The 15,556-nt window shown below is 38.8% G+C and carries 13 protein-coding genes; 6 read left to right on the top strand and 7 right to left on the bottom strand.

Annotated features, from left to right (window positions below; genetic code table 11):
- The first annotated feature begins 142 nt into the window (after positions 1–142).
- From ACKPQ5_RS02265 to ACKPQ5_RS02275, 3 genes are all read left to right on the top strand, one after another.
- Entirely contained in the window at positions 143–610 is a 468-nt protein-coding gene (locus ACKPQ5_RS02265) for a redoxin domain-containing protein (RefSeq protein WP_407677469.1), read from the top strand.
- Between the two features lie 265 nt (positions 611–875).
- Positions 876–1,376, top strand: coding sequence for an STAS domain-containing protein (locus ACKPQ5_RS02270; RefSeq protein WP_407677470.1), 501 nt, complete (start codon positions 876–878; stop codon positions 1,374–1,376).
- Between the two features lie 11 nt (positions 1,377–1,387).
- The gene (locus tag ACKPQ5_RS02275) at positions 1,388–2,830 is read left to right on the top strand and encodes a PP2C family protein-serine/threonine phosphatase (protein ID WP_407677471.1); all 1,443 of its coding nucleotides are present in this window, start codon (positions 1,388–1,390) and stop codon (positions 2,828–2,830) included.
- An 8-nt stretch (positions 2,831–2,838) separates the two neighbouring features.
- Here the strand turns inward: ACKPQ5_RS02275 and ACKPQ5_RS02280 are convergent, their stop codons facing one another.
- A complete protein-coding gene (locus tag ACKPQ5_RS02280) occupies positions 2,839–3,300 on the bottom strand; it encodes a DUF5069 domain-containing protein (RefSeq protein ID WP_407677472.1) in 462 nt (153 codons plus the stop codon).
- A gap of 40 nt (positions 3,301–3,340) precedes the next feature.
- Between ACKPQ5_RS02280 and ACKPQ5_RS02285 the strand changes: the two genes are divergently transcribed.
- The 3 genes from ACKPQ5_RS02285 (at position 3,341) to pyrE (ending at position 7,570) form a co-directional block, all read left to right on the top strand.
- Positions 3,341–5,098, top strand: coding sequence for an ABC transporter ATP-binding protein (locus ACKPQ5_RS02285; protein WP_407677473.1), 1,758 nt, complete (start codon positions 3,341–3,343; stop codon positions 5,096–5,098).
- A gap of 367 nt (positions 5,099–5,465) precedes the next feature.
- Positions 5,466–6,890 carry a c-type cytochrome domain-containing protein gene (locus ACKPQ5_RS02290; protein WP_407677474.1) on the top strand — a complete coding sequence of 475 codons (1,425 nt, stop codon included), beginning with the start codon at positions 5,466–5,468 and terminating at the stop codon, positions 6,888–6,890.
- Between the two features lie 107 nt (positions 6,891–6,997).
- Entirely contained in the window at positions 6,998–7,570 is a 573-nt protein-coding gene (pyrE, locus tag ACKPQ5_RS02295; protein WP_407677475.1) for an orotate phosphoribosyltransferase, read from the top strand.
- An 8-nt stretch (positions 7,571–7,578) separates the two neighbouring features.
- On the opposite strand, the gene ACKPQ5_RS02300 is transcribed toward pyrE, so the two are convergent.
- From ACKPQ5_RS02300 to dnaB, 6 genes are all read right to left on the bottom strand, one after another.
- Positions 7,579–8,985: a trypsin-like peptidase domain-containing protein gene (locus tag ACKPQ5_RS02300; protein WP_407677476.1), complete on the bottom strand. Its 1,407-nt coding sequence runs from the start codon at positions 8,983–8,985 to the stop codon at positions 7,579–7,581.
- A 50-nt stretch (positions 8,986–9,035) separates the two neighbouring features.
- Positions 9,036–9,986 (bottom strand): ribose-phosphate diphosphokinase, encoded by a 951-nt coding sequence (locus ACKPQ5_RS02305; protein ID WP_407677477.1) that lies wholly within the window; start codon positions 9,984–9,986, stop codon positions 9,036–9,038.
- 9 nt (positions 9,987–9,995) lie between these two features.
- Entirely contained in the window at positions 9,996–11,027 is a 1,032-nt protein-coding gene (gene lpxD, locus ACKPQ5_RS02310; RefSeq protein ID WP_407677478.1) for a UDP-3-O-(3-hydroxymyristoyl)glucosamine N-acyltransferase, read from the bottom strand.
- A gap of 36 nt (positions 11,028–11,063) precedes the next feature.
- Entirely contained in the window at positions 11,064–11,570 is a 507-nt protein-coding gene (locus tag ACKPQ5_RS02315) for an OmpH family outer membrane protein (protein ID WP_407677479.1), read from the bottom strand.
- A gap of 86 nt (positions 11,571–11,656) precedes the next feature.
- A complete protein-coding gene (gene bamA / locus ACKPQ5_RS02320) occupies positions 11,657–14,056 on the bottom strand; it encodes an outer membrane protein assembly factor BamA (protein ID WP_407677480.1) in 2,400 nt (799 codons plus the stop codon).
- A gap of 7 nt (positions 14,057–14,063) precedes the next feature.
- Entirely contained in the window at positions 14,064–15,545 is a 1,482-nt protein-coding gene (dnaB, locus tag ACKPQ5_RS02325) for a replicative DNA helicase (protein WP_407677481.1), read from the bottom strand.
- Positions 15,546–15,556: the final 11 nt, after the last annotated feature.

Below are 15,556 nucleotides of genomic sequence, written 5' to 3' on the forward strand. Positions count from 1 at the left end.
TAAATTATAAGGACTGATTTCATAATCATCGAGCGTAGAATATTAATTCTTTTTTATTCTACACGAATTCCTCTTGCTTTCGTCGTATAGTCCGTTACCTAATTTAAGTCTATTTATTCACCCTAAAATTGAAGAAATTGCCATGACATTATTGCTAGGTTCGAAAGCCCCAGACTTTACTCTAAAAACAAAAACGCCAGAAGGTCTTTCCGATGTAACTCTCAGTTCGCACCAAGGAGAATCATCGGTAGTACTACTTTTCTTTCCATTTGCCTTTACGGGCGTTTGCACGGAAGAAGCCTGCTCGGTTAGAGATGATCTAAAATCCTATGAAAATTTAAACGCTAAAGTGTATGGACTGAGCGTGGATAGTCCGTTTGCACAGGAAGCAATGGCTTTGAAAGAAAACCTTAATTTCCCGCTCCTCAGTGACTTCAATAAAGAAGTCTCAGATCATTACGGGGTATTATACGAAGATTTTATCGGTTTCAAAGGCGTAAGTAAAAGATCTGCTTTTGTGATTTCCAAGCAAGGAGAAATAGCATTTGCGTGGTCTTCTGATGACCCAAAGCAGCTCCCAGACTTTAAGGCCATTAAGGAAGCTTTATAAGGCAAACCTTTACAACAAACGAAGTTATGAGACTTCTTTGCTTTTTTAAACAATCTTCCTCGGAAAATCCAACGATTCATTTTGTTTCGGTATTTGTTTGAAATGAAGGTGTACTGGTTATCCTATTTCATTTTCGCTTCTTAGTGGCATTGAAATTCTCGAGACTAAACACTTGATCAACTATGAGTTTTTTCAATATGTCACTCGATTATTTTATGTGTGCCTTCGCTGAGGTAAACTAAATATTGTTTTACCTTATTCCTGCGTGAACAAAGAATCAATTTATCAAGTTTGTGCAACAAACGAAGAAGTTTTTGTTCGTATAAAAGAAAAAGCGTCGTACTTAAATTGTGCTCCACTCCGCTCCTTTCTCCATGAAATGGTGAAGGAGGGTAATAAATTTTTTGTAATCGATTTTGAAAACTGCTCTAGTATGGACAGTACATTTTTGGGAATTTTAGTTGGACTTTCACTAAAGTTAAAAAAAGAAAAACAAGGAGGAACCCTAACGCTACTTAATCTTGTAGGTAGAAACTTAGAAACTGTAGAAAATCTTGGTATTCACAAAATTGCTGTAGTGAGTTCTGAGTTCATCTCAAGTCCAAATGACCTAGAGAATCTACAAGTTAAAGCGGAAGAGGAGAAAGCCTGCCCTGAGGTGATTTACAGAGCACACAAAACCTTACTTGATCTAAATCAGAAAAATTCCCGGATTTTCCGAGATGTGGTGAATTACCTTGAACAGAAAGTCGAGGATTCAGCTTAGTACTTCATGTTATGAACTCATTGCTTTATTTTCTGGCGGGACTTATTTTGGGTTTACTCGCGTGGAATTACTCAAGAAAAAAAGCAAAGATTGAAACCACTGAACTGAGCGACCAAAAGATTCGCCTTCAACAAGAAAAAGAAATCGTAGTTGATTTCATGCATAATTTAGCAGTGGCTATCGGAGAGGGAGTCGTCCGAAAAGATCTGTATCAAAGAATTGCTCATACCGCAGTGATGACAACTGGTGCAATCAGTGCATGTGTCTACGAAAAACTACCCAATGGAAAGTTGCAAAGTGTAGCAACTGAAGGCCTTTTCCCCCCGCAACGAAAGATTAAATCCTCCCTTACTGAAACTAGCACAACCCGTGCCCGTTTCTTGGAGAATATTCTAGCTACTGAAGTTTTGGAAGAAGGGGAGGGCATAATTGGTGAAGTGGCAAAAACAGGAAAGTCAGTCTATGTTCCGCAAGCTCTCAACGACCCAAGAGTAGTAAAGCACAATGATCCATCGCTTACTCTACGATCCCTAATTTTTTCGCCACTTGTACATGATGATCAAATTTCAGGAGTTCTAGTTGTCGCCAACCCTGCTAATGGTTTAACCTTTAGTGAAACAGATCTATCACTTGTCAATTCTCTTGCCGAACAGGCCGCATTAGCGATTAAAAATTCCGACGCAATGAACTTACGGGTTGAAAAAACACGAATGGACTCAGATCTTACATTGGCACGAGATGTCCAGGAATTATTCCTTGCCAAAGAATCACCTTATTTTAAAGGACTGGAAATTGATACTCAATATATTCCTTCTGCTCAGGTAAGTGGCGATTTTTATGATTTCTATAAATTATCTGCTACTAAGTTTGCTGTATCAGTGGCAGATGTGTCCGGAAAGGGAGTACCCGCCTCCTTGCTTATGGCTCTTTGCCAAACAAACCTTCGGCATTATGTAAAAAAATCTAAATCGCCCCGAGAAATTTTGATTAAGCTGAATCAGGACCTTGAAGAAAGAATTCGGGAAGATATGTTCATCACCCTAGTTCTTGCAATTATTGATACCCAGGCCAACACCATTACTTTTTCTCGTGCTGGACATGAACCTGCGCTTTTAGGAAAGGTGAATGGGCAACAATTAAGTGTAGAAAAACTTCGCGGGAGTGGAATGGCTCTCGGGATGGTTCCTTCCGATCTTTTTGAAGAAGTTATTGAAGATCAAACCTGTTCATTCGAGAAGGGTGATATGCTTGTACTCTACACTGATGGAGTTACAGAATCACAAAATCAATCAAAGGAAGAATTCGGGATAGATCGCTTGTGTAAAAAACTCGAGGGAGCTCTAGAAAAAAGCCCGCATTTATTCAATTCTTCTTTGATGAATAGCCTTGAGGAATTTTCCTCCATATCATCGGACCGAGACGACATTACCCTTTTGACAGTCAAAAGGGTTTAATAGATTTTCTAATCTATACGTCCCTCGTCATAATCAATCACATCCGCAAAAGATCGTAAATCAGGACGATTTTTAGCTCCAAGGTCAGATTTGATTTCTTCCAATTTTTCTAATGCCATATCAGACATTCCCATTTGCACTACTTTTCGATTCCACACATGACAGTTAAGTTCAGCCGGAAAGAGTTCTTTTAATTTAGAATTTAATTCTTCCTCTGAGTTGGAGATTCGTACGCATTCTATTATATCGCTCGGTTCAACGCCTAAGTGAAGGCATAAAAAACCATCAAAACCTTTTGTGAAATTACGCTGATAGCTTTTCGGCAACCCCTCCTTTAAATGTTTTCTTATCTTTCCAATAAAGCGAGGAAGATGGAGCAGTCCAGATGGATGAGATTGATAGGGCGAAGGAAGGTCACGAAGTATAGCGCCTGTGGGTCCTTCGATTAATTGATCGTCGATGTTTGTCAAAATGAAAAAAAAGGTTTTGTCTATCTGTTCAACACCATAAATGAAACAAAGCAAAAACAAAAAAGTAATTAAACGAGTTTCGGGATATATTTTTGAGCATAAATTTCTCTTTATCCTTACCCTATCATTGGCTTTTATAATGACTGTACTCTCTGTATTGGTGCCGTCCGTTATTCAAAGAGTACTTGATCAAATTTTCACACAAGGGTTCGAAGAATCAAAAATTCTGATTAATGGAATTCTTTTTATCGGAGCGCTTTTTCTATCGAAGGAAATCCTAAACTGCTTACGAATTAGGATTAATAACAAATTAGAACAAAAAGTTATTCTACGAATTAGGAAAGCTCTTCATGACAAGCTATTGGACTTACCGATCAATTTTTACGACCGAAGGAAGAGTGGAGATATTTCCTCCAGAGTAGTTGAAGATGTGCAAAATGTTGAACGGGCTATTTTGGATGGGACGGAGCAAGGGGTAATCGCAATTCTTACCCTGATTGGAGTTACCATTATGATGTTTTTACAAGAACCAAGGCTTGCCGCTTTGGTTTTCCTTCCACTTCCTGTACTTTTAGTCATGGCCTTTCGTTATTCAAAGGTTTCCAAAAAAAATTGGAAGGCCGTGCGCGAAGCTTCTGGAGACCTGAATTCCTTATTAGTAGAGGATATTCAAGGTAATCGATTAATTCATTCATTCGACTTAAAAAATCGGGAAAAAAAGCGCTTTCTCGAAAGTAGCAGGGAATTAGAAGCTCGATCACTCCAGGCAATGTACAGATGGTCGATACAAGGGCCGAGTGCGAGCTTTACTTCTTCTCTTGGAATCCTTGCTGTTGTGGGGATGGGGGCATACCTGCTACAAACGGATCCCAATTTTACAAATGGGCAATTCTTTGCTTTTCTGCTTTATACCAACATGTTTTACGAACCAGTTAGACAATTGGTATCAATTAATAATATGATTGCTGCTGGAAAAGCTTCGGGAGAAAGAGTTTTTGAGATTCTTGATGAAGAGGTTTCAATTAAAAGCCCGAAACACCCAGCCCGCTTTCCCAAAGAAAATCATTCGATTAGGTTCTCAAATGTAACATTTGCTTATGATGAAAGGCAATCGATTGTCAAAGGTTTGGATTTCTGTTTGCCGTCCGGTTCTACGACTGCACTGGTGGGACCAACGGGAGCGGGAAAAAGTACGATCGCAAATCTTCTTCTTCGTTATTACGATGTGGAAAAGGGATCAGTTTCAATTGGAGACACTGATGTTAGGAATTTTTCCCTAAGCTCATTAAGAAGCAATATTGGCTTCGTATCACAGGACCCTTTCTTATTTGATACAACAGTGGAAGAAAACCTCTTGCTGGCTTCGCCTTGTTCAAATGAAAAGGATATCATTTCATCACTCAAAGTTGCAAGTGCATGGGAATTTGTCCAAAAACTTCCTGATGGACTCAATACATTAATTGGGGAAAGAGGAGTCCGGTTGAGCATGGGTGAAAAGCAAAGACTTACTCTTGCACGGGCAATATTAAAGTCACCCCCTATCGTTATTTTAGACGAAGCAACCTCAAGTGTTGATGTTGAGACTGAAAGAGATATTCAAGTTGCTTTAAATCAACTCATTAAGAATAGGACTACACTTATCATCGCTCATAGGCTCAGCACAATTCGAGATGCAGACCAAATTATTTTTCTCAATCATGGAGAAATTATCGAACAAGGAAGCCATCCCGAATTGCTCGCAATGCAGGGAAGTTATGCTAATTTTTGTAAACACCAAGAAAGTTTGGTTCACAATTAATTTCAAACTTTTTACTTTCGTGAATAACGAATAAGGAGCCTTAAAATAATTGACGAAAGGTAAGGAAAGCACAAAAAAAACAAACTAAGAAGGGAGCGAAAATTAAAGTAGGCAAGTGGACCATAAACTTTATTCTCTGCCCAAACTCTAAGTGGCAGTTCAATAAAATAATGTACTCCTAAAGCTTGGGATAAATAATAAACCATCAAGGGCCAAATAGTAAATCCTATACATCCAAAAAAAAGAATGCACCAAAGCTCTTTACTCCAATCAATTTTTTTATTCATTTAATAATCATTCACTTGCTCCAATTTACGAAACCAATAAGTTTTATAATACTTATCAATTACTTTTTCCCAATCGAATTATGAAGCTCTTTATCTATACTGCTACCGTTTTTATCTTAACTAATTCAATTTTTGTCCATGGCAAGAGTGATAAATCCGACAAAAATGTTTACGACAGTCTCATTCTTCCGGTGTTTGCAGCTAAGTGCCAAGAATGCCATGGAGAAAACAAAAGCAAAGGCAAATTAAAGCTTCATACAAAAAAAGACTTTCTAAAGGGTGGTAGCGGGGTAGGTGCAGACATTATCGTAAAGGGGAACATTGAAGAGAGTGAACTCATTTATCGTATTACCCTGCCCAAAGAAGACGAAGAAGCCATGCCCCCGATGGAAGATTCTGACCACTACAATCCTGTGACACGACAGGAACTTGAAGTTATGAAGGCATGGATTAAGATAGGAGCATCTTTTGACCTACAGATTTCTGACCTAGATGATAAAACTCAAAAATCTGCCTTTCACATCTTAGCCAATATGCCGAAGAAATTGATATCCAAAAATATCATATTGCAACCCAAGCTTCCCATCGTGCCTCCAGCGAGTCCCAAAGCACTCAACAATCTACGGAAAGCAGGAATTTTAGCTATGCCAATCGCTCAAAATACTAATGCGATATATGTAAATGCTTCCTATGCAGGACAAAATTTTGATGATAAGAAAATTATGTTACTAGAACCAATTGCCGAACAACTTGTTTGGTTAAATCTAGCCAGGACAAAGGTTACTGATAATGGAATTGCATCCCTTACCAAATATGGACTTCTCTCTCGGTTGCATCTTGAAAATACTGTAATAACAGACAAATCCTCCATTCACTTATCCAAATTACCCAACCTAGAGTACCTGAATCTTTATGGCACTCAAATATCCGATGCGTCTCTTCCTCACCTTCAAAAACTGGGTAAACTTAATAAACTTTTTTTATGGCAAACCAAAGTAACACCTCAGGGTGCAGAATCATTGAAAAAACATTTTGTAGACTCACCAACTTATAATGCTCTCATTGCTCAGAAAAAAGACAGGCAAGATTCTTTAAAAAAACTAATTGCAGTGGAAACCTTAAAGTTCGAAATACAGGAAGAAGAGACCATTCAAATTGGCCTACGTACTCAAGATAAAACCCCATTTAACAACAAATGCCCCGTATCTAAAAAAGAAATCGTAGACGAAAAATTTTCTATTTTCAAAGGGAGAAAAGTCGGGTTTTGCTGCGATAAATGCAAAGCTAAATTTGATCAAGATAATGCCATTCAGTCAAAAATTCCTAGCTTCAAAGCATCGGAAGAATACTTAACCGCCTCATCAAATTTGCAAAATGCCCGACTATCGATGGATAAATTGATAGAAGATAATCAACAAGAACTCCGAAATATTAATGCAAAACTTTATAACATGGGACCGAAAATTAATTTAGGCTGGAAAAACCCAACTGTCTCAAAAAAATAGAGGTCATATTCGCCGGCTTTTCTTAGAACCTAAATACTTATTTCAAGCAGATTAGATAAATGAGTGAATTCTGTTGCTAAATTTTCCTATTTCAAAATGGTGAATTGATGGAAAATAAAACCGATGATCAGGTAATATCTATCTTCAAAGAAACTAAAGCACTTCTCACTGGCCATTTCATTTTAAGATCGGGCCAGCGTAGTGGGCATTTTTTCCAATGCGCACAAGTTTGTCAGTACTTGGACAAAGTTTCCATTTTAGCAAGTTTGCTCATAAAGCAATTAGATTGTCCAACCCCCAACACTATTGTTGCTCCTGCAATGGGCGGGCTTGTACTTGGGCAGGAAGTTGCCAGACAACTAAACTGTCGCTTTTTGTTTTTAGAGAAAGTGGAAGATAAACTTGAACTGCGCAGAAACTTTTCTTTGTCTAAGAAAGACAATGTTTTACTGGTCGAAGATGTTGTTACTAAAGGAGGCCGGGTTACCGAAGCTCTATCTATACTGAATGAAACAGAGTGCACTATTTGTGCCGTAACTTCACTGGTGGACCGAAGTACTCATGAGTTAGATTTTGGTGTCTCATTCCAGCCGCTTCTCAAGCTTCATTTTCCAACTTATGACCCGAGCGAAATCCCGGATGAATTAAAACTAATTGATCCAATAAAGCCAGGCAGTTGAATCGTATATCAGGGAACGCGATAAGCTAAAAATCGGTACTTGTTACGGTACCATACATAAAAACGATTAATTCCACTCTTGATCTGTTCTTCAACTTCTTGAATCGAATTTACCTGGAATCCATTAATTTCCACAATTACTACGCCTTCCTTAAAGGTTTCGGCATTACCAGTGGATTTTGTCACAACCACTCCCTTTGTTGTAGGTGGTATTTGAAACCGTAATCGATTTTCCACACTCAACTCTTCCAAGGAGACGCCAGGCATTGATATTCTATTTTTACCTCCCATTAAATCGAGCGTAACAAATAATGTTTTTTTATTTCCTCCTCTGATAACATCAATCGTTATCTTTGTGCCCGGTGCAGTTTGAGAGATTGCCAACCTCGATTGATTGATTGAGTCAACTGCTTGAGAGTCCACCTTTATAATTCGATCTTTTGGTTCAAAGCCAGCGAGATCTGCTGCACTTCCCGGTACTATCTTTGTAACGATTACACCTGTACCATCACTTGAAGGTGCTAATTCAACACCAAGAAAACCTCTTCTCACTCCTCCTCTTTCAACCAAGTCGGTCAGTACTTTTTGAACCATATTAACCGGAATCGCTAATCCAATTCCCATGCTTGCACCAGTTTGAGAAATTATTGCGGTATTTATACCGATTAAACGACCCACTGCATCTAACAATGGTCCACCGGAGTTCCCTCTATTAATTGCTGCATCCGTTTGAATGAAATTCTCATATGAACCCTCCAAGTCAAGAACACCTAATTCTGATTTCTTTGTCGCGGAAATTATTCCCATGGTTACCGTCATACCAATTCCTAAAGGGTTTCCAGCTGCAAAAACAATATCACCCACCTCTAAATGATCACTATTTGCTAAAGTTACATGTGGGAATGGTTTATCATCCTCTATTTTCAGAACCGCAACATCTGTTGATCGATCAAAACCTATAATTTTGGCTTGGAATTGCCTTTTATCCGATAATTGAACTGTTACCTCTTCCACTAGTTCACCAGTTCTCGGGTCGGTAATAACATGAGCATTGGTAATAGTATGGCCTTCCGGGCTAACAATGACACCCGAACCTATCCCTGCAGGGACCATTTCTTCTTCCACTCTAGCATTATTTAAAAGGGGTAAACCAAAAAATCTCCTCAGTAATTCTTCGCGCGGACTACTTCCTCCCCCTGGATAAAGCCTTCTAACTACTTGCTGAGTAGTTACTGCAACCACAGCTGGAGTCGCCTTCTTGAGAGCAGGAGAATAACTACTAGGTGCTCTATTTAATGAGCGGTCAAGAACACCATCTTCAATTTTTAAGGAAAGTTTGCGATTCTGAGCAAAAAGGTTCCCATTTCCAATCGCAAGCACTGTAAATAATATGAGGCCTAAAATAATTGGTTTCATGACTATCATAGCGTATTTACTCCACGCGGTTGTCTAATTTTATAAAATACTTAAAAACCTTTTATTTGAAACAGGCTTGAAATACTACTATCTGTATTGGTTCGTCTAATTGCTTCACCAAGTAAGGGTGCAACACTTAATTTCTTAATTGGGAGATCACCAATATCTATATTCACGGTATTCGTTGTAATTAATTCATCTAGAATACCTTGCCTTAGCCTCTCTTTCCCAGTCTCGTTCAAAACACAGTGACTTACAATTGCACTTACTTTTTTTGCCCCTCGTTCTTTCAAAATTTTTGCTGCTGCTGTTAATGTACCCGCAGTCTCTGTCATATCATCAATCATGAGGATTTCTCTTCCCTCTACCTCTCCTACTAAATTCATCGCTTCGACTGTGCTTGCACCAGTTCGTCGTTTTGCCACAAATCCAAGCGGACAGCCTAGCACCTCAGCATATGCATTTGCCATTTTCATTCCACCCACGTCGGGAGAAAAAATGGTCATATTTTGAACATCACGACTTTTTAATTCTTCAAAGAAAACAGGAGATGCATACAAATGATCTACTGGTATATCAAAAAAACCTTGAATTTGCTGTGCATGCAAATCCATTGTTAAAATTCTATTGGCACCCGCTGCTACTAAAAGGTTTGCAACTAATTTTGAGGTAATTGGAACCCGTGGTTGATCCTTTCGGTCTTGCCTTGAATAACCAAAAAATGGAAGTACTGCGGTGACTCTTGCTGCAGATGCCCTTTTAGCGGCATCTATCATAATTAATAACTCCATTACATTATGATTCGCAGGGGAACAGGTCGATTGTACTAAAAATACATCCATCCCTCTAATATTTTCATTATAACGGACAAAGCTCTCATTATCAGGAAATGAAGTTACGGTTGCATCTCCTAGAGGAACATCAAGGTATTCACATATTTCCTGAGATAGTGGCTTACTTGAATTACCTGTAAAAATCTTTAGTTTTTTTCCGTTCTCCATAGTTTAAAATTACCCCTTATCGGCAAAGCCATCAAATCTATTGAACAATTCAGGCAATCTTTTTTGTAAAATAGAAATTCTTTGTGCTAATTGAAAGGGTAATGCAGGATTGCCTTTGAGGAATGCACCAGGCTCGACATTTTTTGTAATACCTGCCTGCCCGGCAATCTTCGCTCCTTTTCCAATTTTCAAATGTCCCGCAAACCCAGCCTGACCGCCTACCACTACATTATCCTCAAACTCAACACTGCCGGCAATGCCAACCTGAGCTACGATTAAACAACCTTTTCCAATTCTTACATTGTGACCTACTTGAACTAAATTATCAATTTTTGATCCCGCACCAATCCTTGTTTCCTCAAATCGAGCACGGTCTATGCATGTATTTGCACCAATTTCAACCTCATCCTCTACCACAACCTTTCCAAGATGCGGTATCTTTTTATGAGAGCCCTCGGCCTGATCAAATCCATAGCCTTCGGATCCAATGACAGCTCCCGCATTAACTACAACATTATTACCGAGCTCACACCTTGATAATAGCTTCACACCGGGGTGTAAATTCGCATTACGACCAATCTTTGCAAAATCTCCGATATGGCAATGAGTTCCAATAATACTGCCGGCTTCAATTAAAACTTCTTTTCCGATAAAACAAAATGCGCCAATGGCAACTCCAGCACCCAATTTTGCACCTGAATCAACCCAGGCAGTTGAATGAATTTCAGCTTTTGGCGGGGGATACAATTCACCCTCTAAAAAGCTGCATAATGAAGCCAATCCACGAGAAGGGTCATCAATTCGAAGAAAAACTTGGTTTTCTTTTGGAGAACCAATGTAGTTCTTAGGCAATAAAATAATAGATGCATTAGATTTTGAAACTAATGACTTGTACTTTGAATTACCTAGAAAAGAAATATCACCTTCAACCGCTCTTTCAAGTGCAGCGATGCCACTTAAACTAGAAATCTTTAAAGTTCCATCTACTTCCGCAGAAGGAAGGATCACAAGAAGTTGATCGAAAGCTATCTTAAAGTTCATAAGCTCCTACTTTCAGAGCAGTTTTAAACGGACTACTTACTTTTTACCTTGGGATGCGTTAAGAGTAATAATAACTTCCTCAGTCACATTAAATTTATCTCCTGCATAAAATACACCCAACTGCGTTTCTGAAGAATTTAAAATCAAATCATACCCTTTAGCACCTGCCACTTGTTGTACCGCTTTACGGATATCTGCAAGATGTTCGACAAGTAGGTTTCTTTGCCTTTGAGAAATGGTAGCCTTCGCTCGTTTATCGTAAGAAACCATATCGTCCTGCTTGACCTTCGCTTTTTCAACTTTTTCTTGGTATTTTTTTCTAAGATCCGTACTGTCAATATTTGGATTTTTAATCTTATCCTCCATCTCTTTTAGTTCTTTAACAATTTTCTCCATTTCTGCACGGAAAATTTCGAGTTCCTCCATCGCAATTTTCTTGGACTTGTCCAATCTAGCTCTTGCTTCCTTTACCTTTTGATATCCATCAAAAACTTTCTGTACATCTACCACCGCTACTTTTTGTGCAGTCGAAAAAGAAGGCATTAAAAACAAAAAGGCGAGAGGGGTCAAAAAGAGAATTAGCTTATGCATATTAGATGTGAGTTAGGTAATGAATGAATAGTGAAAGTTTAAAATCGTGTACCACCAGAAAAATGAAACTGCGGCGATCCACCTGTTTTTGAGGGATCCGAGATCGGGAAACCTAAATCTAGTCGAAGGGGCATACCCATAACCATTATGCGTGCTCCCAATCCCCAATTATCATGCCAGCCTTCCATATCATCTCCAGGCAGAAATTTAAAATCATTGGTTCTTAAAAAACCGCCGTCATAAAAAACTGCAAAACGCAATGGGTCAGCAATTTTAAAAGTATACTCTGCACTTAAATAACTGTAAGAATTTCCTCCATTAGGTTCTTTTGAATCTTGTGGCCCTGCCTCCCGATAGTCCCACCCTCTCAAATTATAAGGCCCCCCCAAAAAGAATTTTTCGAAGAAAGGTACATCTGCATCTTTTCCATCAAAACGACCCAGTGTTCCTGTTCTACCTACGATCGATAAAACTTGTTCCATAGGAGTAAAAGTCTCAAAAAACTTCGCTCCCTGTAATTCGAAACGGCCATAGTCAGCATCTCCACCAAATGGGCCACCGGCAAATTCTTTTCTTAGGGTAACAATGCTACCTTCGGAGGGAAATAAGATACTATTTCTTGTATCACGGGTTAAACTAAGACCCACTTTAGAAATTGTTCGGTCAATTTCGTTTTTCGATGGATCATATTTCGGATCGTTAGTTATGAAAGCAGGAACACCAATTCCGATATCACTAATGATGACATCTTCGAGACGATAAAATAAGCGACCTTCTACAAGCTCGAATAATCTCTTTCTAAAATAGACCTCAAACCCTGCTCGCATTTCATCGTAGTATGAACTGTAGTAATCAGACTTTTCCCGAAATAACTCAAATCCAGCAGCAACCCTGCGATTCATAAACCAGGGTTCCTCAAGTGCAAGTCGAACCTCATTACTTCGAGCACCCAGCTTTAAACGAAGACGGAATTTCTGCCCGTCTCCCTGCAAGCGATGGGGACTACGCCATCTCATTATATCGAAGTTTCCTTGCCTAAATTCGGCAAACATCATCGCTTTCTCTAAAGTACTAAATCCAACCCCAAAAGAAACATGGCCAGTGCGACCCTCCTCTACATTTACTACCAGGTTTCTTCTGCTACTTTGCAATTCTGGATCCTGTGATGCAATTGGTTCGTCATCCAATGTTACTTTCTCGAAAAAACGCGTATTTCTTAGACGGGATTCGCTCGTTTCCATTCGAAGTAAATCGAACGTCTCACCTGGCGCCAAAGCAAGTTCCCGAACAATGGCAGTTGTTTTTGTTTTCTCATTTCCCCGAACTTGAATTGTGTTCACTGTAAATTTGTTATTTTCCGTAATCTCAAACCTTAGATCAATTTGTCCTGTTCGAAGATTAGGCTTTCTAATCGAAACCACTCTAGCATCCAAATAACCCTGCTCGCCGTATTTCTTTCGCAAGCGATTTCTTTCCTCGGATAGAAGTGTTGGCGAATAGTGATCCCCTGTCTTTAGTTCTTTGTCAGCACGACTATCCAGTCGCTTTAAATCTTTTGCAGTAATGACGGAATTACCAACTATAGATATTTCACCGAAATAGGATCGCTCACCCTCGTCCACACGGATGACAACATCTAAAGAATTAGATCCTTTCGGAATAATTTTTACTCCACTTTGCTCAATTGTGACATCTAAGAAACCTTGATCCCGGAAAGCAGTTCTGAGTTTAATTAAGTCCTCTTCAAAGATACTAGGTCGGTAACGAGATCTTTTAGACCAAAATCTCCAAAATCTCCAGGGTGCTGTTTCCATTTCCTTTAAGAGTTTTTTATCTGAAATATTCTTATTTCCTTCGAAAATAATTTTACCTATTTTTCGTTTTTCATTTTCTATAATTTTAAATACAACTGAGACGCTTCTTCCTTCCTCTTTGGTTATAATTTGACTGTCTACTTGAGAATTCCAAAAACCTTTTTCTAAATATAACTCTTTAAGTGCCCGTTGATCAGCTTTTATCTCAGACTCGTCCAACAATTCCCCGATACTTATTTCAATTTCCTTTTCGAGTTTTCGATCGGACAACTTATCATTACCCTCAAAGATAATCGTTCCAATCCGAGACTTTGTATAGACCTTAAAAACTAAGGCCACCTCTTGTTCAGTGCTTATTTCTGGGTCCAAAAATACTTTTACATCATCAATCGCACCCGTTGCCATAAGGTTAGTAATCGATTTGTCTATCGCGTTGGATTTGTAAGGGATTCCCGTTTCTATTTGTAAATTTTGTAAAATAAAAGATTTCCCAATGGTATCAGGGCCTTCCAATTCGATGGATATGGAAGAAATTGTTTTACCATCTGGAACTACTTGAGACCATAAAATCATCATTCCAGAAAGTAGGAACAGGATGGGGAAAAGAGAACGAATTTTATTCATTTAATTTTTAATTAAGTCGGGGGTCATATTGTGCACTTTCAAATTTCGTATATTTCCGCACAAATGCAAGATTTACATAACCGGTAGGCCCATTTCTTTGCTTGGCAAGGATTAACTTAATAGGCTCAAAGTCATCTGCTTGGCTTTCTTCACCAGTCTGAGAAACATCACTTGCACGAATATCTTCCCCCTTTCTTTCTTTACCCAATAACATAACAATATCAGCATCCTGCTCAATTGAACCGGATTCCCTCAAGTCTGAAAGTCGGGGGTCCCTTTTCTCCTTTTCAGAATCTCGATTGAGCTGGCTAAGAACAATAACCGGGACTTCTAATTCTTTTGCCATCGATTTCAATCCTCTTGAAATCACTGATATCTCATTTTCCCGAGAAGAAGAATAACGATCCCCTGAAATTAACTGTAAATAATCAATCACAATTAAAGAAAGACCATTCCTTGATTTAACTCTTCGTGCTTTTGCACGGATTTGATTGATACTCAAGCCACTTGTATCGTCTACCCAAATGGGAGCTTGTTGAAATTGCTGACTTATTTCATTGAGTTTTTCTGCGTAATTCTTTGCAACAAAGCCCTTACGCAAATCATTCATATTTACCTTTGCCTTTCCGCATATTAATCTCATCGCTAATGATGAGGCACTCATTTCTAAACTAAAAACTAAGATATTTTTTGGGTTGTTAATATACTTGTGGGAGAAGGAAATATTCTCGACGATGTTCATCGCAAGGCTTGTTTTACCTACAGAAGGACGGGCCGCGATAACAATCATTTCTGACGATTTCAAGCCATTTGTCAGATTGTCCAAATCTTTATAGCCTGTTAACAAACCATCCGATTCTTCCTTCGAAAGCATTTTCTGGATCTCACCCATAGCTTTCTGTATCGGCTCTCTAAAATGAATAGAGGAACGGGTATTTTGATCATCACCCAACTCGCAGACCCTTTGCTCCATTCCAGAAAGAAAATCATCGACTTCACCCTGTAGGTTATTCGCACCGTCTATAATTTCAAAAGCAACATATATACATCTTCTTAAAAGGGCTTTTTCTTTGACGATCTCTAACCAATAGGTTGCATGGGCAGTGGTATCGATTCTTGAAGTAAGTTCAAATAAGCCATTTTGTCCACCTACTTGTTCTAGTTGCTTTCTACTTTCAAGTTTTTCTGCCAGTAAAATTTCATCCGCAGCCTTATTATCACGATTAAGGTCCAAAAGTGCTTCGAAAATAATTTGGTGATTTAAATGATAAAAATGATCGGCACTAATTGCTTGCTCCGCACATCTTCCCATTACCTCACCGGATGTATCCATAATGCAAGCCGCGAGTAAACCTTGCTCTGCATCTAAATTGCTAGGTAGAGGTTTACCCTCTATGGTATCTTTAACAGATGATTGATGTTTGGCTCCAGAACCTTGGTACTTAGGAACTGATTTTTCTTTGGAAGAAGAAGTTCCTAGACTTGGCATTCAAATAATCC

The sequence above is a fragment of the Candidatus Seribacter sulfatis genome, from assembly GCF_964187635.1.
GTDB lineage: Bacteria > Verrucomicrobiota > Verrucomicrobiia > Opitutales > Seribacteraceae > Seribacter > Seribacter sulfatis.

Coding starts and splice junctions, on each gene's coding strand:
- ACKPQ5_RS02265 (WP_407677469.1), top strand. CDS start 143: ATGACATTATTGCTAGGTTCGAAAGCCCCAGACTTTACTCTAAAAACA.
- ACKPQ5_RS02275 (WP_407677471.1), top strand. CDS start 1,388: ATGAACTCATTGCTTTATTTTCTGGCGGGACTTATTTTGGGTTTACTC.
- ACKPQ5_RS02285 (WP_407677473.1), top strand. CDS start 3,341: ATGAAACAAAGCAAAAACAAAAAAGTAATTAAACGAGTTTCGGGATAT.
- ACKPQ5_RS02290 (WP_407677474.1), top strand. CDS start 5,466: ATGAAGCTCTTTATCTATACTGCTACCGTTTTTATCTTAACTAATTCA.
- pyrE (WP_407677475.1), top strand. CDS start 6,998: ATGGAAAATAAAACCGATGATCAGGTAATATCTATCTTCAAAGAAACT.
- ACKPQ5_RS02300 (WP_407677476.1), bottom strand. CDS start 8,985: ATGAAACCAATTATTTTAGGCCTCATATTATTTACAGTGCTTGCGATT.
- ACKPQ5_RS02305 (WP_407677477.1), bottom strand. CDS start 9,986: ATGGAGAACGGAAAAAAACTAAAGATTTTTACAGGTAATTCAAGTAAG.
- lpxD (WP_407677478.1), bottom strand. CDS start 11,027: ATGAACTTTAAGATAGCTTTCGATCAACTTCTTGTGATCCTTCCTTCT.
- ACKPQ5_RS02315 (WP_407677479.1), bottom strand. CDS start 11,570: ATGCCTTCTTTTTCGACTGCACAAAAAGTAGCGGTGGTAGATGTACAG.
- bamA (WP_407677480.1), bottom strand. CDS start 14,056: ATGAATAAAATTCGTTCTCTTTTCCCCATCCTGTTCCTACTTTCTGGA.
- dnaB (WP_407677481.1), bottom strand. CDS start 15,545: ATGCCAAGTCTAGGAACTTCTTCTTCCAAAGAAAAATCAGTTCCTAAG.